The sequence below is a fragment of the Psychrobacter sp. 1Y4 genome (assembly GCF_051847555.1).
Window position 1 is genome coordinate 1 of sequence record NZ_JBPYDE010000021.1, and the last position, 20,375, is coordinate 20,375.

At 39.5% G+C, this 20,375-nt stretch carries 19 protein-coding genes; 6 read left to right on the forward strand and 13 right to left on the reverse strand.

Annotation, left to right across the window (positions count from 1 at the left end; genetic code table 11):
- Positions 1-112: 112 nt before the first annotated feature.
- The 5 genes from parA (at position 113) to ACS8FC_RS13210 (ending at position 8,580) form a co-directional block, all read left to right on the forward strand.
- The gene (parA, locus tag ACS8FC_RS13190; protein ID WP_439297120.1) at positions 113-751 is read left to right on the forward strand and encodes a ParA family partition ATPase; all 639 of its coding nucleotides are present in this window, start codon (positions 113-115) and stop codon (positions 749-751) included.
- Between the two features lie 3 nt (positions 752-754).
- A complete protein-coding gene (locus ACS8FC_RS13195; RefSeq protein ID WP_439297121.1) occupies positions 755-964 on the forward strand; it encodes a plasmid partition protein ParG in 210 nt (69 codons plus the stop codon).
- A 243-nt stretch (positions 965-1,207) separates the two neighbouring features.
- Positions 1,208-4,078 (forward strand): ATP-dependent helicase, encoded by a 2,871-nt coding sequence (locus tag ACS8FC_RS13200; protein WP_439297122.1) that lies wholly within the window; start codon positions 1,208-1,210, stop codon positions 4,076-4,078.
- A gap of 37 nt (positions 4,079-4,115) precedes the next feature.
- Positions 4,116-5,903, forward strand: a complete 1,788-nt coding sequence (locus ACS8FC_RS13205; RefSeq protein ID WP_439297123.1) for a site-specific DNA-methyltransferase — start codon at positions 4,116-4,118, stop codon at positions 5,901-5,903.
- Entirely contained in the window at positions 5,896-8,580 is a 2,685-nt protein-coding gene (locus ACS8FC_RS13210; RefSeq protein ID WP_439297124.1) for a DEAD/DEAH box helicase, read from the forward strand. The genes ACS8FC_RS13205 and ACS8FC_RS13210 overlap by 8 nt, the downstream gene beginning before the upstream one ends.
- 156 nt (positions 8,581-8,736) lie before the next feature.
- On the opposite strand, the gene ACS8FC_RS13215 is transcribed toward ACS8FC_RS13210, so the two are convergent.
- The 7 genes from ACS8FC_RS13215 to ACS8FC_RS13245 form a co-directional block, all read right to left on the reverse strand.
- Positions 8,737-9,729 (reverse strand): DNA-processing protein DprA, encoded by a 993-nt coding sequence (locus tag ACS8FC_RS13215; protein WP_439297125.1) that lies wholly within the window; start codon positions 9,727-9,729, stop codon positions 8,737-8,739.
- Between the two features lie 71 nt (positions 9,730-9,800).
- Entirely contained in the window at positions 9,801-10,445 is a 645-nt protein-coding gene (locus tag ACS8FC_RS13220) for an amidophosphoribosyltransferase (protein ID WP_413521110.1), read from the reverse strand.
- A gap of 14 nt (positions 10,446-10,459) precedes the next feature.
- A complete protein-coding gene (locus ACS8FC_RS13225; RefSeq protein WP_439297126.1) occupies positions 10,460-10,990 on the reverse strand; it encodes an HAD hydrolase-like protein in 531 nt (176 codons plus the stop codon).
- A gap of 73 nt (positions 10,991-11,063) precedes the next feature.
- A complete protein-coding gene (locus ACS8FC_RS13230) occupies positions 11,064-11,441 on the reverse strand; it encodes a hypothetical protein (protein ID WP_413521112.1) in 378 nt (125 codons plus the stop codon).
- Positions 11,442-11,496: 55 nt separating this feature from the next.
- On the reverse strand, positions 11,497-11,958 hold the full coding sequence (locus ACS8FC_RS13235; RefSeq protein WP_439297127.1) for a hypothetical protein: 462 nt from the start codon (positions 11,956-11,958) through the stop codon (positions 11,497-11,499).
- 88 nt (positions 11,959-12,046) lie between these two features.
- Positions 12,047-12,232, reverse strand: coding sequence for a hypothetical protein (locus tag ACS8FC_RS13240; RefSeq protein ID WP_413521114.1), 186 nt, complete (start codon positions 12,230-12,232; stop codon positions 12,047-12,049).
- Positions 12,233-12,287: 55 nt separating this feature from the next.
- A complete protein-coding gene (locus ACS8FC_RS13245) occupies positions 12,288-12,542 on the reverse strand; it encodes a hypothetical protein (RefSeq protein ID WP_439297128.1) in 255 nt (84 codons plus the stop codon).
- A gap of 378 nt (positions 12,543-12,920) precedes the next feature.
- Between ACS8FC_RS13245 and ACS8FC_RS13250 the strand changes: the two genes are divergently transcribed.
- On the forward strand, positions 12,921-13,511 hold the full coding sequence (locus tag ACS8FC_RS13250) for a recombinase family protein (RefSeq protein WP_025643766.1): 591 nt from the start codon (positions 12,921-12,923) through the stop codon (positions 13,509-13,511).
- 660 nt (positions 13,512-14,171) lie between these two features.
- Here ACS8FC_RS13250 and ACS8FC_RS13255 read toward each other — a convergent pair.
- The 6 genes from ACS8FC_RS13255 to ACS8FC_RS13280 all read right to left on the reverse strand — a co-directional run bounded on the left by ACS8FC_RS13255 (position 14,172) and on the right by ACS8FC_RS13280 (position 20,271).
- A complete protein-coding gene (locus ACS8FC_RS13255; protein WP_439297129.1) occupies positions 14,172-14,534 on the reverse strand; it encodes a DUF3817 domain-containing protein in 363 nt (120 codons plus the stop codon).
- 333 nt (positions 14,535-14,867) lie between these two features.
- Complete coding sequence (lspA, locus tag ACS8FC_RS13260; RefSeq protein WP_037026031.1) at positions 14,868-15,575, reverse strand: signal peptidase II; 708 nt, start codon at positions 15,573-15,575, stop codon at positions 14,868-14,870.
- Between the two features lie 141 nt (positions 15,576-15,716).
- Positions 15,717-16,997: a c-type cytochrome biogenesis protein CcmI gene (ccmI, locus tag ACS8FC_RS13265; RefSeq protein ID WP_101211261.1), complete on the reverse strand. Its 1,281-nt coding sequence runs from the start codon at positions 16,995-16,997 to the stop codon at positions 15,717-15,719.
- Entirely contained in the window at positions 16,994-17,476 is a 483-nt protein-coding gene (locus ACS8FC_RS13270) for a cytochrome c-type biogenesis protein (protein ID WP_020443538.1), read from the reverse strand. The genes ccmI and ACS8FC_RS13270 overlap by 4 nt, the downstream gene beginning before the upstream one ends.
- Positions 17,477-17,559: 83 nt before the next feature.
- Positions 17,560-18,222: a DsbE family thiol:disulfide interchange protein gene (locus ACS8FC_RS13275; protein WP_011513682.1), complete on the reverse strand. Its 663-nt coding sequence runs from the start codon at positions 18,220-18,222 to the stop codon at positions 17,560-17,562.
- Complete coding sequence (locus ACS8FC_RS13280) at positions 18,223-20,271, reverse strand: heme lyase CcmF/NrfE family subunit (RefSeq protein ID WP_439297130.1); 2,049 nt, start codon at positions 20,269-20,271, stop codon at positions 18,223-18,225.
- Positions 20,272-20,375 lie beyond the last annotated feature (104 nt).

Below are 20,375 nucleotides of genomic sequence, written 5' to 3' on the forward strand. Positions count from 1 at the left end.
ATACTTATATACTTATATACTTATATACTTATATACTTATATACTTATATACTTATATACTTATATACTTATATACTTATATACTCAATGCATGCTACAGGGATCTGTATTTATGAAGGTAATCGCGGTATTAAATCAAAAGGGTGGCAGCGGCAAGACTACCATCGCAACGCATCTGGCTCGTGGCTTACAGCTGAAAGGCCATAGTGTTCTGCTAGTAGATAGCGATCAGCAGGGCAGTGCGCGTGACTGGAGAGCGGTTGATGAAGACAATCCGGTACCAGTGATCGGGCTTGATAGACCAACACTTGATAAAGATTTAAAAAGCGTCTCTGATAAGGATTATGTGGTGATCGATGGATCGCCGCAAGCTACTAGTCTGGCTATTTCTGCTATAAAAGCGGCTGATTTTATATTGATTCCGGTGCAGCCGAGCCCCTATGATATCTGGGCGACCAGCGATTTGGTTGATTTAGTGCAGCAGCGTATTGAGATGATGGATGGCCAACTAAAGGCAGCCTTTGTCGTCTCACGCGCCATTCAAAATACCAATATTGGTAAAGAGGTTGCAACCGCGCTGCTTGATTATAATCTTCCAGTATTAGAAACCAGAGTGATACAGCGAGTTGCTTATCCTAATAGTGCTGCCCTTGGTAAGACAGTATTTGATACTGAATCGCCTAATAGCAATGCGATACAAGAGATAACCGCATTGGTCAGTGAGATTCAAACATTTTTTGATGAGGAGTAAGTCATGAGTTTATCAGCAGGTCGCCCTAGTAAGAATGTTAAGGATCAGTTAGTTCTGTCGGATGTGACGGACAGTCCCAAAAAGACGGTACGCGTAAATTTTAATCTAGATGAAGATAAACACATTGCGCTCAAACGGTACGCGCTTGAAAGCCGAAAAACGGTTACTGAGCTGTTGACTGAAATGATTGAGGAAAAGTTGGTTGAGCGATAAAAATTAGACATGGAAAAGCTATATCAGTTGTCAGTTATAGGATTGTAGGGCTGATTTTTTTACAACATCTATTCAGCCAGTATTTTTTCATATTGACAGACTAGTGATGAGTATTTTTATCGTTGGTCTGTTACTGTTAACCTATACGTATCTAGCGCCTTATTTGCCTAAAAAATTGGCCTAACCATACGCCAGCGTGCTGATTATTAATGCGTTGGCTTAATTATATAGCTGAAGGTGGAAATGTTTAACGTTCATTCATCACAGAAAAAAGCCGTTGAGCATCACCAAGGGCCGCTACTAATAATTGCAGGTCCAGGATCTGGAAAAACTTATACACTAGTTGAGCGCATCATGAACCTTATTCATGTACATAGTGCAAAACCAGAAGAGTTGCTTGTTGTTACCTTCACAGAAAAAGCGGCGCAAGAGCTGAAGACGCGTATTTCTAATCGCTTGTTAGAACTAGGGTCTTTGTTCAATGTGAACGAGATGTATTTGGGGACATTTCATTCGATATGCTTGCGCATTCTCGAAGAGTATCGCGATTTCACGCGACTCAAGCGCAGTTTCGTGCTTATGGATCAGTTCGACCAACAGTATTTTTTATATCAAAGACTACGCGATTTTAAAGATATTGATGGCATAGAGCATATTCAAGGCGAACACAAGATCCCTGCGTGGGCAAAGTCTGAAAATCTACTTGGGTGGTTGAATAAGGCGTCAGAAGAGGTTCTTGATATCGACAAACTGGTTGCTTCACCAGATGAAGCGATCTCTGCGCTTGGCGAGGCCTACAAGGTTTATCATGGACTTTTATTGAGCGAGAATGCTTTAGATTTTTCTTGTATTCAACTTGAAACACTCGTGCTTCTGCAGCAGCATCCGTATATTCTAGAAGAATTGACCAACAAGATTACTTATTTGATGGTCGATGAATATCAAGATACTAACACCATTCAAGAGCACTTACTGCAGCTATTAATGGGCTCCAAGCGTAATTTATGTGTAGTTGGAGATGACGACCAGGCTCTCTACCGCTTCCGCGGTGCAAGTGTGCGTAATATCCTAGAATTTCCTGCTCAGTTTGCTCCAAATGAGTGTCAACAAGTAAAGCTATCGGTTAATTATCGTTCGCACCCTGATATTGTTAGGTTTTATGACTCCTATATGGGAGATAAACCTTGGATACGTGAAGGTGTGAATTATCGTTATGCTAAAACAATACGCCCGCGTGAGGGTGAATTTAAGACAGGGCCTACGGTCGTCAGCGCGATTACACCAGAAGGTGATGATTGGCATGAAGATGTCTATCAAATGCTCATTCATCTAAAACAAAACGGTAAACTGACGGACTGGAACCAAGCGGCATTTCTATTTCGTTCTGTTAAATCAGATAAGGTTCGAGCGCTTGCTCAGTCCTTAGAAGAAAAAGGCATTCCAGTTTACTCTCCGCGTGCTAATCTGTTTTTCGAGCGTGAAGAAATCCGTTACATGTTAGGTGTGTTTAATTTTATTTTTCCTATGGTGATGGTTGAGCGCAAGAAAAAAATAGCAGATGGACGTAGGCTTCCGATATGGGACTACTATACCAATCATTGCTTAGCACCGTTTATGGCGAAGCTAAAAGAACCAGAACAAGCAGACTTACTTAAATGGTGTCAGCAGAAAGCGAAAGCACACATAGGGCTAACCAAGAATACTGATTCAGCTTTTCTCAGTCTATTTTATGAGTTATTGCAGTTTCCGTTATTCTCAAATTATCTTGAGCAGCACAACGGTAACGAACGCGCTCAGCGTAACCTCGCTCAACTCAGTCGAATGCTTGGTAAGTTTGAATATTTGCATCGAATAAGTATTCTGAACCCTAAGTATTTACTTTCTAACCTAACTTCTTTATTTGATAATTTCTTAAAGTTTTTATTTGAAGGTGGGATAGACGAATACGAAGATATGTCCGAATATGCACCATCAGGGTGCGTGTCCTTTTTAACTATTCACCAGTCCAAAGGGTTAGAGTTTCCGATAGTTTTTGTTGGTTCACTTGAGGGTGTTCCGCGTAAACAATACACCGATCTTGATGAAATTATTGAACATCAATACATGGCCAAGCCCCCTTTTGAGCCATTAGATGACACTAAGTATTTCGATTTTTGGCGTTTGTTCTATACCGCTTTTTCAAGGCCACAAAACTTGTTAGTTCTAACTGGGCAAGAAAAATCAGGACATGGCAGAACGCCTTCCAAGCATTTCACCGACTACACCACCAAGCTTCCTTATTGGCGTGATGTAAAGCACACGCTTGCTGAAATAGAATTTGAGCAAGTAAAAGATGTGAACATCAAGCATGAGTATGCCTTTACCTCTCACATTACCTTATTCGAGACCTGCGCAGAGCAATATCGATTATTCAAAGAGCTCGAATTCCAACCCGTAAAAGCAAGCCCGATGCTATTTGGTACTTTAATCCATGAGACTCTAGAAGATGTCCATAAGTCGGTAATTCGTGGCGAAACTGAGCTGCTAACGAGAGATAATATTGAAAGCTGGCTTTTAAGTAACTACCAGAACTTAGCCAATCGTGAACGTATGTATTTAGGGGAGTCGACATTAGGCGCGGCACTAAAACATGTGATGCGTTATGTTGAGCGAAAGGGTAATGATTGGTCAGATATACAAGAAACCGAATTTGATATCTCGTTAGTCAAAGAACGTTATGTGTTAAGGGGTAACGTAGATTTGATTAAAGGGGAAGGCAATAGCGTTGAGATCGTTGATTTCAAATCAGAGCGTAAGCCAGATATTGAAAAAGACAGGGAGCGCATCTTACATCATCAGCGTCAGTTAGAAATTTATGCGCATTTGGTGGAAGCAAACAGCGATTACAAAGTCAGTAAGATGCACTTATATTTTACTGGTGAAACAACAGGCTTGCCGACCATTAGCTTTAATAACAGCACCTCAGCAATCGGTCATACTATTCAACAGTTTGATAGTATTGTTGATAGAATTGAAAGCAAAGACTTTTCGCTGAAAGCGCGACCAGATAAAACATGTGTGGATTGCAGCGCGCGCGCCTATTGCGACCGTAAGAATTGGACATTTTGTGCTTAGCTTTAGCTAAGTAATACGAAAATTAAGAGAATAAATCATGTCAAACGATCAGATCAATGTAGAACACTACGAATTTGAAGAGCCAATTAAAGGCTACCCAGAACTTAGATGGCAAGGCAAACGCCCTTTCCGTTCAACGCAATACTTCCCCGCTCAGCTCAAAGAAGTCTATGGCCAAGAAGATGACTCAGGTTGGATTAATAAAATTTTCTGGGGTGATAATCTTCAGGTGATGAGTCATTTGTTGAAAGAATTTCGTGGCAAAGTAGATTTGATTTACATCGACCCCCCGTTTGATTCGAAGGCAGACTATAAAAAGACAGTAAAAGTAAAATCTAAATCTGTTAAAAACGACTCGGGATCTTTTGAAGAAAAACAATATACAGATATATGGTCAAATGATGAGTTTTTACAGTTCATGTATGAGAGATTAACTTTGATGAAAGAGTTACTGTCTCCAAACGGAAGTATTTTCCTTCATTGCGACTATAGAAAGTCTAGTCACTTGCGATTGATGATGGATGAGATATTTGGTGTAGATAGTTTTAGAGCTAATATTTGTTGGCGAAGCATGACAGCAAGTGGATTTAAAGGCAAAACAAGTCTAGGAAAAAGCCATGCTGATATTTTATATTTTTCTAAGTCAGAGAACTATAAATATTTTCCTATCTATAAACCATACTCAGATGAATATATTAAAGAAAGATTTAGCAAAGTTGATGAGAATGGTCGTAAATTTAAGGATGAAAAAGTAGGTTCAGCCACCCCTCAAGAGACTATTGATAGATGGAGGACAGAAGGTCGGATCTATATTACAAGTACTGGCGGTTTTCGTGTTAAACACTATCTTGATGAAGCTAAAGGAATGATAGTAGATGATATTTGGACAGATATTTATGGTGAAAACTCACAATCAAAAGATTTAACAGGGTATCCAACCCAGAAACCAAGTGCACTTCTGGAACGAATTATTTCAATGACAACTGAAAAAGGAGATATTGTATTTGACTGCTTTATGGGGTCAGGAACGACACAAGCAGTAGCTAACAAATTGAATCGTCGTTTTATTGGTGCTGATATCAATCTAGGTGCAATTCAAACAACGACAAAGCGTTTAGCAAGCACAAATGCAAATTTTGAAGTATATAACGTCAATAATTATGAAGTTTTCCGAAATCCAGTTGAGGCAAAAGAGTTACTAATCGAAGCATTAGAAATTCAAAAGCTCGATGCAACTTCAGTCTACGACGGTGAAAAAGACGGCTATAAAGTCAAAATAATGCCGGTTAACCGCATTGCGACTAAAGAAGATTTGAATGAGTTAATCGCAAACTTTCCTTACAAGCAATTTGAATCGCGTAAAGAAGCCAACCCGAATCAACCAGTAGAAGAAATCATGCTGGTATGTATGGGGCATGAACCAAGCTTAGGTGCCACGCTAGAGAATGAATCGGGCTATAAACTTAAGGTAAAAGTAGTCGATATTCTTCGCGACAAATCTGACCTGATGTTCAAATACGATTCAGAAGCAGCCATTAAGATTGAAGACAATAAATTGATCATTGAAGCCTTCTATCCACGTAACTTGCTTCAAAAACTTAGCCAACAAAAAGACGATGTGGAAGAGTGGCGTGAGATGGTCGAGTCCATAATGATCGACTGGAACTTCGATGGCGCGGTGATGGAGCCCGTAGTAATCGATATCCCATCTAAAGATGAGTTCGTCGTTGGTGAATATGATATCCCAGAAGGGGCTAGCAACATCAAAGTGAAAATCACTGACTTACTTTCAGAGTCTTACGAAGAGGTGATCGTTCATGGCTAAGAATGCCCAAGACAACTTCGAGTTAAATAACTCGTTTTACGTACACTTGCATGAATTCTATAAAATTCATCGTGGCACCATACGTAAAAATTACACTCGCCTAAGTAAAGCCTTCTTAGACTTCAACGAGCCATCGCGCCCAGGTAGCTTTTTACGTGTGCCTCAGTTTGAAGCTCTAGAAATCTATGTATTCCTAAAGGAGTTTTTAGATAACAAACCCGTCTTCCAACTGTTTGAAGATTGGTATACCAACCAAGGTAAATTTGCAGAGCGCGTATCTGGTATCAGCACTATAGATGGCCAGATCATGCAAGGGGATATGTTCTGGGAGATGTCTGAAAAAGACTACAAAGGCATTTTCAGAAAGATGAAAGCCAGCAACGGCGGCCGCCTTTACCCTAACTATATTTTCGCCCTGACCATGGGTACCGGAAAAACCATCCTCATGGCCACTTGTATCTTCTATGATTTCTTAGCCGGTAACAAAAAAGGTAAAGATGAGCGTTTTATTCAAAACGCACTGATTTTCGCTCCAGATAAAACGGTATTGCAGTCTTTGCGAGAAATTGAATCCTTCGATCATTCTAAAGTTGTGCCGCCGGAGTACATGCCAATTGTCGCGGAATTCAAGTTCCACTATCTTGAAGATGCTGGCGTCTCGCTCAACACCATGGACGGCTCTAAGTTCAATATTATCGTATCGAATAGCCAGAAAATCATCTTACGTCGCGATAGCAAAGGTAAATCGACGGCTGATAAGCTCTTCAGCTCCAGCAAAGCCATGTATCAAGGCCTGGGCGATGTAGAAGATGAAGCGATGGCTATGCTTGGTCTAGACGACGATTCTATCGCTGCCGCGCCTCAAGATGAAGCAGACCTTGTGACTAACCAGCGTTTCGAGAAAATTAAGCGGCTTCCTCAATTAGGTATCTTTGTTGACGAAGCCCACCACGCATTTGGTGCAAAACTTGCCAAAGATATGGGTATAAAAGCCGATAATACGGCGAACTCATTGCGTAAAACCATTGATGAGCTGGCGCTAAATTTGAAACAAGCTGGAACTCGAGTGGTGGGTTGTTATAACTACACCGGTACACCTTATGTAGGTAAAGATGTTTTACCAGAAGTGGTTTATGCCTATGGGCTGCGCAAGGCGATTGATAACAATTACTTGAAGCAAGTTAAGCTTAATGGCTATAGCAATACGCGCCACGAGGAGTTCTTAGAGATAGCCATCAATGATTTCTTAGCAAATGCTGATGAGATTGGACGCCCTGAGAATATACTGCCAAAGATGGCAATTTTTGGTACGACTATTGAGGAGCTGACGACTGAAATTCGGCCAGCTGTAGAGAAAGTACTAGCGAAGCACGGTATCTCTTCTGACCGTATTTTGATTAACGTCGGTGATCCAAAATATACCACCGACGACGATATCCGCGAATTTAACCGCTTAGATAGCCCGAACTCAGAAAAACAGTTCATCTTACTCGTGAATAAAGGCCGAGAAGGTTGGAACTGTCGTTCTCTGTTTTCAGTTGCGCTTTATCGTGAGCCAAAATCTAAGGTGTTCATACTTCAAGCGACTATGCGTTGTTTACGTGCCATAGGTGACAGACAGCATATTGGCCATATTTATCTTACTAAAGAGAACATGGCACTTTTGGACAAGGAGCTTCAAGCGAACTTCCGTATCTCAACAGATGAGCTCAAAGAGCCTGATCCAAGCAAAGAAACGGTACATGTAAGAGTTGAGCAACCAAGTATCAAAGTGCTTATCAAACGAGAGCGTCGTCAATTTAAGTTGATTGAAAAAGAAGATTTAGAAAATGGCTATAAACTAGGGCTTGATGAGGTTGTTCTTGATGACTATCGACTTATCCATGAAACTCAGCAAGGGCTATTGATGCCTGATGATATTGGAACTGTGAAAAAGCGTCCTAGACAAGATCTTTCTTTCCTAAAAGAGCAGCGTACTTTTACCAAACTATCATTAGTTGCTGATATCGCTCGATATATTAATAAGCCTTGTTTGGCAGTTGAAAAAATTATCGCAGCTACAGAAGAAGGCTTTGATGGTATCTTAGAGTTGGTAAATCAGTTTAATGAAATACTGTACGACCAAGTAATTCCGCGACTTTTCAAAGCGATGTACGATATAACATGGAAGAGTGATGATGAGGAGGTTGAAGTTGAATTAGTGAAAGAGCCACCTATAGACCCTGGGTATTATCCGGTAACAGCCTCTAAAGATAAGATTATTAGAAAATCATCTTCAGAAATTGCAGAACTAACTGGGAAAAGTTTCCATCTAGACAACTACTGTTTCGATTCAAATCCAGAGCGCCAGTTCTTCTGGGATATGTTACACGATAAAAAAGTTGATAAGATTTGGTTTACTGGGATGTTAACGCATGGTCAAAGTGATTTTGTAATTCGTTACGTGGACACAGAAACGCAGCGCGTACGTAGTTATTACCCTGACTTCTTGATTAAGAAACAAGATGGCTCTTATGTAATGGTGGAAGTCAAAGGTGAGGACAGGATTGATACTCAAAACGTAAAAGATAAGAAAGACGCCGCAGAACTTATGGGCGTAGCATCAGGTATTGGCTACGAGATAATTGCGGGTAAATCCGCATACTCTGGAAGCTATGATCGAGGTTTTCTGAACTAATTTAGATTTTGGGGCTGTAAACCAGTTTCTTAACTCTTTTATAGTAAAATTCAATCGTGCGGGATTTTTAATTGGTGTTCATAATGCGTCAATTAGAACGTTGATCAATAGAGAGAAGTGTCCATATAAGTTGATTACAACCTATATGGACAATAACTAGAAGCCTAGACCTACTTGCTCAGGTGTTGAAAGCCTTCCATTTGATTCTTTCAGGTTGCTAGGTAAAGAATTCTCTATATCCTTTGGATTAATTACTATGGCTTGTGGACCATCTTCCTTTATGATTTGTCGATTTAAATCGTACTTAGGATTGTTCTGATAGTCTTCGTTATATATTACAGCCCGCTTAATATCATATTCTTTAGCTTTCTCCATAGCATGACGGGAACCACTGTCTGGTTTAGGATTATTGGGATCAAGGCTTGTTTTACTATAACTCGCACTCAATACCACCAAATCACTAAAAAGTGCTTGCAAGCGATCTCTTTTCACATATCTACCTGCTTGTTCTCTAAAATTAGCAGGTGATGGTGACGTTAAATATTCAGTAATTAGCAGACCTTGGTTTTCAACAATTTCACGAGCTAAACCTATATTCTGAGCCGGTAAGATATTATTTAAAGGGCTGGGCAAAATAGCGACGGTTCGAGCATTTAATGCCAGTGCCTTTCTATGCGAGATGCTATCACAACCATTTGCTAGACCACTGACGATTGTCGCATCATGTTTTTTAATAAACTGCTCAACTACTTGGTTTTCATCAGCCTCAGTTTCTTTATCTGGATTGAGCACACCAATAACAGCAATATTATAATTATCAGGGGATAATAACTGCAAATCGCCTTTATAGAATAGGAAACTTGGAATATCACCTTTTTTCTTTAAGTCGCGACGAAGAATGGGGTAATTATCATCGCCTATTGCCACTACTCCATCACAACTATCGCCTAATTTTTCAACCAAACGTTCAAGCCTAGCTTTCATTTCTAAAAAAGACTGCTCTGTTACACTGGCATCCTTTACCGCAATGAGCTCAACGATAGCTTCATAAGGAATTCTAGTTGTAAGATTATTATTTAACCATGCCTCCCCTATACCTTTGAAGGTGCGAGCTGTTAAAACATTTAGAGCATGATCTGTTATTTTCATTAAAAACCTACTTTAATATATTCATTTAAACCAATAATTTGCTAAAAATCTTAGCAAAGGATATTTAATTATTAGCGGCCGTTGTAAAACGACCGATGAGCTGTACGAGCTATACTAAAGAAAGTTACATCCTTAGCACCATGGTCAAGTAGGCACTGAATAGCATCTTCATCTACATTAATATTTTTAGTATAAATATCGTCAATTAACAATATGTGTTTACCTTTCACTTTCTCTGAAATAGTGCAAGTATCTTTAGTAATACCGATATAAGGCATACTACCACCTCCACCACCTTTTGAGCTACGAGATAAGTGAGTGGTACAGGTATCAGTATGACGCACTATATAACCAGTTCCATCTATCAAATTTTTTCCTGAGCCTTGTATTCGAGGAACTACCTCTTTAATAGATTCAGAAAATCCTAGCTGTAGAGTAGAATAAGTGTTGATAGCTTTTGACCTAGGTATTACGCATATAGCGACTTCAGTATCTGATATTGTAGACAGAACATTAAACAATTCATCTGCAAGATTGGATTTAACTGAATTTTTAGCAGCTTCTATTTTATATCTCGGTGCGTTATTAAACGTATTTTTCAGATAGTTTATATAGTCAGGATTACCAACCTTACCGTAGCCTTGGTATACACAACGATAAAATGCTTTTATATCTTTGCTCAAGTACTCGTTTTTTACGATGGTATATTGATTCACGTCTTAATCCTCACTTATAGGCTAATCTTAGTTATATTTTTATCTGGTATTCCAGCTTCATTTGCATGGAATACCTCATTTAAATCATCCTCAAAAACTAGAACCTTTTTAGAGAAAATATTGATTTCATTAAGTGCATGTTGATACTTATTGTCTATATGCTTACAAAAAAATATTCTATCGAATAATTTAGCGCAGTTATGATGATCAAGAAGCTGAATAACTCTTTCAGGAGAGGCTTTCGTTACTAAACATACCTTAGTAGTGTTCTTATTACTAATTAAGAAATTAATTAGCTCTTTATTAAGGTAGGTATAGTCTAGAAATTGCGAGTTATATCCAATCTTCTCTTTTTGGATTTTTTCGGCTAATACCTCATTGGTGCAGTACTTATCAATTACCTCTTTAGTGATTCTTTTTACTACAGGAACTTCCATGTATGGCATATAGGAATCAATTGCTTTTCTATAAGCTAAATTGTTAGCCTGATCAGTATCAATCAAGGTGCCATCCAGATCGGTTAATATTACTTGAATATTATTCAATATATTGTGCCTCATCAATAAGTACAGGCTAGCTTAGGATATGGTCTATATCTATTCTGTGAACTGCACTTGCCTATTCTGGATTCTCTTTGAATTTAAGTAATAGTGACTCATAATCAAAATAATTACTAACCTTCAAAATATTTTCGTCTTCTAAAACTTCAATACAACTACCTGAAACCATCTTTTCTACTTCATGATCATGCTTATCATACTGTTCGTCTAATACTTGCTTAATGAGGTCCATGTTTCTGGAATCTTCAAGCAGATAGCTCGCTAAATATGAAGATAAGCTACTGGTGAACATATTTATGACAGCTTCCTGGGTCACTGTGCTGACAGTTTCTACCATTGAAGCGATTTCAGAAGGCGTTCTTACTGAGATAGTTGAATAGTGCTCATCATTACTGGCTTTTTGTGCTTCATTAAATTTTTCAAATAGTGAAGTCATTAGTATTTCCTGGTTATTTAGATAATATTTACTTATTACTAATTTTCGAATCAAATCAGCTTTGTTGTATTTTTGCCTTACTCTTATCAAGTAACTCTTTCAGGTTGTTCAAGGACTGCGGTGCTTGTCCTGATTTAAAGTGCTCATTTAAAACATGCATTTGGTTATCCAACAAACTCTCTGGATGAACACCCCTACGACTAATATTCCATAATTGCCACGAGAAATTTTTATTAGATTTAGTACTATTTTTACTTAGAAATTCAGCGTATTCCGTTATGAGTAGTGCCTCTTCACTTGAGCACTGACTCAAAAAATCTTTCAGGGACTCTTCAATAAAATCATTAATGATCTGTGAACGTGATACGCCGTCGCGTTTAGCAATCGCATCAATAATCAACAAATCGAGATTGTTAAATCTCATATTAAACTTTCTAAATTCTGGCTTATCAAAAGCCGTGGTTGGGTCTTCTAATTTATTAAAAGCCGCTTCATCAAATTCGATTTTTAAACTCATAAACTTTACCTGTATATTGCTGACAATTGATTATAGATATTTGAAACCACTACCGTTTTGTATATATTCTATGTGGCTACATTGGTTGCTAAGCTCTTTCGAGTCGCTTCATAAGATCGAGCAGACTGTTATATAGGCCATCTACTTCGGCTTTCCTTAAAACAATCTTGTCTGAATTCTTTATATTAGTTCCACAGCTTAATGCTAGAGCAACCACTGGACTAGAAATATTGCGTTGTTTCTGGCGGACTTGGCAGTGTTTAGTGGCTTTCATAATAATATTCCTTAGTAGTTTTTAAAATTTATTCAAATCATTACTTTTATAATAGTCAATAAAAAATATTTATTTTACTCGTACTAAGCTTTCTATTCATAGAGTTGTTATGATAGGTTGTTACAATACTATCTTCTGCAACTATCAAAGTAATTCCACCGGTTCTTCTTAAAAACTCAATATCTTTAAGAAGTCTTTTTAGCTTCTTCATTGCCGCCTTGCTTTCTTTTGGTGTCATACCTTGTATATCTTGGCTTAATCCACTTGCATCAAGGATTTTATTAGTATATTTCAACGCATTACTATTCATAATAGGTCCTTTTTTTTATAAGTACCGAGACTCTTTTGATTGATCACCATATGACCCATAGTATGTATGGTATTATTACAATAGTCAATATTTAAATATAAAAATAGTATATATAAAATTAGATGGATTTAAACACCTATAGGGTACACCCTAGCGAAACTACCTAAAAGGTACCAAAAACCAATTAATAGACTGGGTAAAATAGACTAACGCAGTAAAGCTACTTCAAACGCACTATCATTAACCTATACCTAAAACATAAAACCTTTAAATGATAACCTATCTATCATTAGACTTTTTTATGTTATTAAATGATAGTAATATCTTGCTATTATCAATGAACATTAATTATTAAGTCTAAATAATAGAGGTGGCGTTATGACTGTTCGTATTTATGTGAGAGCCAGCACTAAGGATCAAGACGCGACCAGAGCATTGTCTGACTTGATTAGCTTTAGCCAAAGCTATGATGATAACCATGTTGAGTACGTAGAGCATTTCAGTGGTACAAAGTTAGATAGACCAGCACTCACTAAGTTACTCAATGATGCTGAGCAAGGCGATATATTGCTTGTTGAGAGTGTAGATAGATTGAGTAGATTGTCTCAGGATGATTTTGCTATCTTAAAGCAGCGCATCAAAGATAAAGGTTTGCGATTGGTAGTGGCTGATCTACCAACTACACATACGGTTAGCGAGGGTATGACAGGCGACATCCTTAGGGTAATTAACAATATGCTGATCGACTTATTAGCAACGATGGCAAAGCTTGATAACGATAAGCGTAGAGAACGTATCAAGCAGGGATTAGCAAACAGTGGATATAAACCTACTGGTAAGAAAGCAAATCTAGCAAAACACAATCGTATTAGAGAATTAGACAGTCAAAATAATATGACAAAAGAGGAAATCGCTAAGGCGGTTGGTGTTGGGGTAGCTACGGTTTATCGTGTCTTAAAACAGGGTTAATAGCTGAAGTATTTTAAACATTAATTTACGTTTCTATAGACGCGATGCTATCAAATATATAATCATTAAGTTGATAGATTTTAATCATGTATCTTGATTCAAAAAAACCCTGTATTTGAGTATTTGAGTATTTGAGTATTTGAGTATTTGAGTATTTGAGTATCACTTTGCCTTTTTAGCTATGATAGTAATCAGCTGTATCAACTTTGTACGTACTAGCGTTGCAACTGATTTATTTTATATATCGAATGCAGCGACTTTATGCCCATGCTTTGAGCAAATGCTATAAGCTCATTTTTAGCACATATAAGTGGTTCCATTATAGCAGTCTGTTTTGAGTGGTCTGTTAATAGGGTTTTGGGGCTTTTAAGTCGGTTCCGCTAGGGTATACCCTAGGATAATAGGAAATCCATCGCGGATGACAAAACCTGTTTAGCTTTTAAACAATACGGGTTTGTCGATAGTATGTAAGATAAGTTCGAAAAGTGACTAGAGTGTTAGATTATTCATACTGGGTCTGAATTAAAATTTTATTGTGATTAATTTCTGCTCAATGTTATTCATTTGTCGCCATGATGAGTGATGGCGGCTTGTGATTTAGTTAGGAAAAATAATCTTGAGTAATAAGGTACGTTTGTAGCATTTGCAGCAGGGCTTGTTCTAGGCTTCTTTACTTACACTTTCCTGTAAATTCTTTTTTAGTAAATGATCGAATATAAACGGGCCAAAAGGTAAGAGTGAGCCGAGTACGCCCGCAGGTATTGCCCAAAGAGGCATTTTCATTTTGATAGCTGAGCCTATAAGTATTATGATATAGGTAATAAACAATATACCGTGTGCCATACCGATGTATTTCACACCTTCTGGAATGTCCAGCATATATTTTAGTGGCATGGCGATACAGAGCAATAATAAGAAAGAGGTGCCTTCTAGGTAGCCTATAATGGTAAGGCTTTTTAATGCGGCACTTTGTTTTTTTCTAAGATTATGTATTTGTTTGATAGTTAGCGGAGCATGTGACACTATATTATCCTTTTGTTATTTCAATAAATAATTTAGGCGGTATTCAATGTCTTTATAATAATGGCCCTGTCCAGAGCTTTGAAGTACTGGTTTTTGTCATCTACCACTTAGCACGTCACGCCTTCGTCTAGCCACTTCAAAATCATCCTGCGTTCACTCGCATACAATTATGCATTGGGTTTTGGGATATAGAATGAGAGAGTATTTGTATTAATCATATATCACCTTCCAGTTCGCATTTTTATAAACACACTTGAGTATAAAAAGTATCTTTCCGTATAGAGCAGCTATGACGCTAGTTCTTTTTATTTGTACTGATCAATATTCACTTGTTTATTCATTACGCTTACTTTCCAAAAATATCATATCAATTATAATCAACGCTACACCGACACAGACACCTATATCTGCAACATTGAAAATAGGATAATTCCAGACATCAGCATAATGCACATGGATAAAGTCAACCACTTTGCCAATTCTTAAACGATCGATTAAGTTGCCAATCGCACCGCCAAGCACTAAGGCCAACCCCATAGACAATAGCTTGGCTGTACGTGGCGCTTTGATTAAATAAATCGTTAAAAAGATAGCCATTACAAAAGCTAAGCCTGAGAAAAACCATTTCTGCCAACCGCCAGCGTCGGCTAAAAAGCTAAATGCTGCCCCATAGTTATAAGCGAGTGTCCAGTTGAGAAATGGTTCAATGACCGGTACGGGGTCATTGAACGCTAATTTGGTTTGGGCCAACCACTTAGTCCATTGATCAAGTATTAACACCATTATCGCCAACAAATACCAGATAAAAGCGCGACTGCCATTGGCAACCATTTTTGGCATTTTATCCAACTTACCTTTAGGTGTTATCGAGTTGCCTGAAGTCACGTACATAGCTTTAGGCGTATGATTCATGGTTTTAGAGTCAATCGATTGATGAGTACTACTCACAGCTATAGGTACTTTATTGTCAGCAATATTAGTACTAGCCGATTCAACGCTATTCAATTTAGTACTATCTAATCTGTCGGTAGATTCAGTCATAGTTGTTTTCTTTATCTGTGTTTATACAATGAACAATGTTAAACGTATATGTTTTTGGTATACGACTATTAATCGCGCCACTTTTATAAACGGCTCCACTTACCGCTCTGGTGTTATGAAACTTACGGTAATAATTTTTTATTAGGGAATCTGTTGATTGATTTCAACATTAACCTGAGTCTGTTCAGCGCTAATCACTATAGGATTACCCGATAAGTCGCCTGACTCTGCTATGGCATTACCGCTATGACTAATACGAGCAACGACTGCTAACTGAGTTTTGTCACTACGAGCTGAATTTAACGTACGATCTGGCATCATCGCATCAAGATTGCTTAAGCGGATACTAGCCTCACCTTGCTTGATAATACTAATGGGTAAACGTTTGGCGGCAAACGGTGGACCTCCTTTAACGTCACGTATCGCAACAAACAACACATCATCAGCTTTCACTAACGGTAATAAATTAGCGTTAATTTTCACTGTCACGTCAATACCTTCTAGCGCTTGCTTTTCTTGCGTGCTAACGTAGTTGCTTAACTCATCTAAGCTTGCTAAAGCTTTAGTATGATCACCTGGTTTGGCCACAATGCTGCCTTGTAAGCGTTTAATCCAACCTTGCGCTTGGGCAAAGTTACTACTACGAGTCTCACCCATTGCCATGAGCATTTGAGCCCGTTCATGCTGTGGATTCTTAGCTAATATAGCTTGTAATACACGGCGAATATTGGCGTCTAACTGACCTTCATTAACGAAAAAGCTAGTCTGAGCATAAGTGGTGGCGATTTCTTCATTTTCAGGAGCTAAACGATAGGCACGAGATAAGGCTTCCAGCGCAGAATCAGTTGCCTCCATAGATAAGAAAAGCTCGGATAGGCGCATCCAGCGATTAGGATCATCAGCATTACGATGAACATTGGTTTGCATGGCGCTAATCAGTTGACGACCATCTTCAAACGCCCATGATGGCGGCTTGTCAATTTTAGCTGTCAATAGGTCGTCAGCCACTTGTCCTACTTTGTCCTCAGCTGTCCACAAATCAAACACGGGCGTACGATTGCCTATTAGTAAATACGCCATTGCAGCCAATATTGGGATCCAAGCTGCGACAATTAAACGGCTTTTGACATCAGGGGTGACCATAGGTGTTATCTGACGCTGCGCATCTAATAGCTGACGCTCCAGTTCCAGCTTTTGATTTTGATAATGGCTATTATTAATAGTACCGCTGTCTTTATCTGTTTGTAGCTCAGCTAAACGTTCGCGAAATACTGCAACATTAATATCTAGCAGTTGATTGTCTATTGGTTTGGACTGCAAACGCGGTGCTCGTAGCCATGGCATAATAGCAATCAGCGCAAATATAAGGGCAATCAGCAAGCTTAGAGTTACAAATAAGCCAAAAGTAGAAAATAGAGTCATTTTTTGTCCTCTAGGCTAGTAATGTCGTGGTCGACACTCTCAGCTTGCGATAATAGACGATCAAGCTCAGCCTTTTCCGTAGAGGTCAAGGCAGCAGTACTGTTCACTGTGACGCCGCTTTGACCACGGGCAACAACTTGGCGACGCTTACTTTGCCAAAACCAACCAATAATTAAGACGAGCAATAATAGTGGTGGAAAAAACCATAGGATCCATGTTGATGGTCGCATAGGCGGCTTGTAGCTAATAAAGTCACCGTAGCGCTCTTGCATATAGACGCGTATTTCAGCATCACTACGTCTATCTTTAATTAAATCATAGACTTTTTGCTTTAGATCCTGTGCAATCGGTGCATCAGAGGCTGCAAGGTTTTGATTTTGGCATTTTGGGCAGCGAAACTCTTCTATTAATCCACGATACTGAGCTTCTTGCTGTGGTGAGTCAAAATCGTATACGTCAATAGCTGCGTTTGCCGTCATGTTAAGCAGACACGCTAGTATTAAGCTTGCTAGTTTTAAAACTATATTGGGTTTTAGTTGAGGAGCTCTTATTCGAGTAACGTTCATTTGCACATCTCCTCAACCTGAATGAGATCAGGACTATCGTTGTTCTTATTAGCCTTATTAAGTACTGTCAGGCACGGCTTAACACGCTGTTGCCAATTGGCTTCATTAATCTCACCAACAATATGCTGACGAATGATGCCATCTCCATCCACAACAAAGGTTTCGGGCGCACCAGTTATGCCTAAGTCTAGAGCAAACTGACCCAATGAATCCTGAATAGACATAGAAAATGGATCACCGCCTCGGTTTAAGTAACTGAGCGCATTACCAATCTCATCCTTATAATTCACACCAACGATATCAACGCCGCGCTCTTCTAGTTGCATTAAAAACGGATGCTCAATAACGCAAGTTGGGCACCATGAGCCCCAAACATTAAGTAAAAACGGCTTATCCGGCAAATTATCATTGGTGATAGTACGGGTAGTATCTGCTAATAACGGCAGCTCAAAGGTAGGAACCGGACGCTCAAGAGCGGTATTGGTCACAATGTCTGTTGGTTTACCTAAGCGCATGTACAATATAACTACCAAACCAAAAAAGAGGATAAGCGGAATTAAGAACCATAGCTTCGTCTGCTTTTTTTTCATTGTCTTTGGGTTACGCTGCTTACTGTTTTGGCTATCTTTTTGCTCAGGAGTATTATTCGACATAGTCATTTATTTCTCCTTTAGTGTCGACATCGTCGATGCTGAGATTGCCTGTTCAATAGCTACCTCATTGACTCCATCAGTAGCCAGATCACCAGTAACTAGCAATGGAGCTTTAACTTTTTTGATGCGGTATCGTTTATCAAGCATGCTAATTAATCCACCTAGAGCCATGATAATTGCCCCTAACCAAATCCAGCGAATTAATGGTTTTACATAAATCCTTAATGCCCATTGGTTACTACCATCGGCAATAGGTTCGCCCAGTGCGACATAAACATCGCGCATAAGACTGGGGTCAATAGCAGCTTCAGTTGTTGGCATCGTGCTGATAATATAAGTACGCTTTTCTGGAGTCAGTTTCGCCACTTCACGACCGTCTTTGGATACCACCACTTGCGCTTGCGTTGCATCAAAGTTACTACCCTTTATTTCAAAAAATTCAGTTACTTCAAAATCGTAACCTTGAACATTGACTGTATCGCCAATACCCATTGCTACGTCACGCTCAATACTCAGGCTACTAGTAAAGGCTATGCCAATGACAGCAACCAATACGCCAATATGAGCAGTCTGTTGACCCCAATAGCTCAGACGCAACTGCCGCAAACCGTTAAAGAAATTAGGGGCGTTCTTGGTTTTGTCTCTAAAGTCAACGATCATCCATAGCAGTACCCAAAAGCTCACCGCTAAAGTCACGCCAATATTGAACATAGCAGATGGACTGGTAAAGTAGGCGATAATAGCAGCCAATACGATACTACTAGCGGCAATGGCGATACCCACCCCTAGTAACGGACGCTTATCTTGTTTCCAGCGAATATTTGAGCCCATACCCATAGCTATTAATAACAGCCACGTTAAAGGTACAAATAATGCATTAAAATAAGGAGGGCCAACGGACACTTGTCCTAAACCAAAAGCATCAGCGATAATAGGGTAAAGGGTGCCGAGCAGCACCACTAAGGTTGCAATCAAAATGATGGCGTTGTTGATCACTAAAAAGGACTCACGTGAAATCAGCTGATATTGACTTTCAACGGTTAAACGCCAACCTCGAACGGCAAACATTAATAGACCACTACCGATGATAATGCCAAGAATAGCTAAGATAACCAAACCACGCGTCGGATCAGCGGCAAACGAATGCACTGAGGTAAGGACTCCAGAGCGTACCAGGAACGTGCCAAGCAAGCTTAAGGCAAAGGCGAAAATAGCCAGCATGATGGTCCATGCTTTAAACACCCCGCGCTTTTCAGTGACTGCTAATGAATGCAGCAATGCTAAGCCGACAAGCCAAGGCATAAACGAGGCGTTCTCTACCGGATCCCAAAACCACCAACCGCCCCAGCCAAGCTCGTAGTAGGCCCACCACGAGCCCAGTGCAATACCAATGGTCAAAAATCCCCAAGCCGCCAGCGCCCATGGACGTGACCAGCGTGTCCAAGCAGCATCTAAACGCCCTTCCCACAATGCCGCCATACAAAATGCAAAAGGCACTACCATACCCACATAGCCCATATATAACATGGGCGGATGAATAATCAGACCGAAATCTTGTAGGACAGGATTTAAATCAGCGCCATCGACCGCTAGATTGGGTAAGGTACGCTCAAACGGTGACGAGGTAAATATCAGCATTGTTAGCATCATTAACTGTACACCGGCCAAAATAACTAATACCCGCGCACGCATTGATAACGGCAAGCCGCGACTAAAGTATGATACCAGTGCACACCATGTGGCCATGATGGTCATCCATAGCAGCAAAGAGCCCTCGTGTCCGCCCCATGTCGCCGATAACTTATAGTACCAAGGCAACAGCGTATTGGAATGCTGCGCGACGTAACTGAGGCTAAAATCATTATAATAAAAACCTGCTATCAAAGCGCCAAATGACGTTATCATGGCGGCAAACTGTGCCCAAGCTAAGCTAGGGGCTAGTCGTTGCCAAGCAACTTGGTTACGAATAACACCAATAGTTGGCAGAATTACCTGCAATAACGCCAATACAAAAGCGGTAAGCAAGGCAAAATAGCCCAATTCTGTAATCAACATACGGTCTAACCTTATTTACTCTAATGCGGTTGCAGTTTACTGTAGCGGTGGAATTTTTATTATTAGAACCCACCCCCGAAATCTGCTGCTATCTCTAGTTTTTA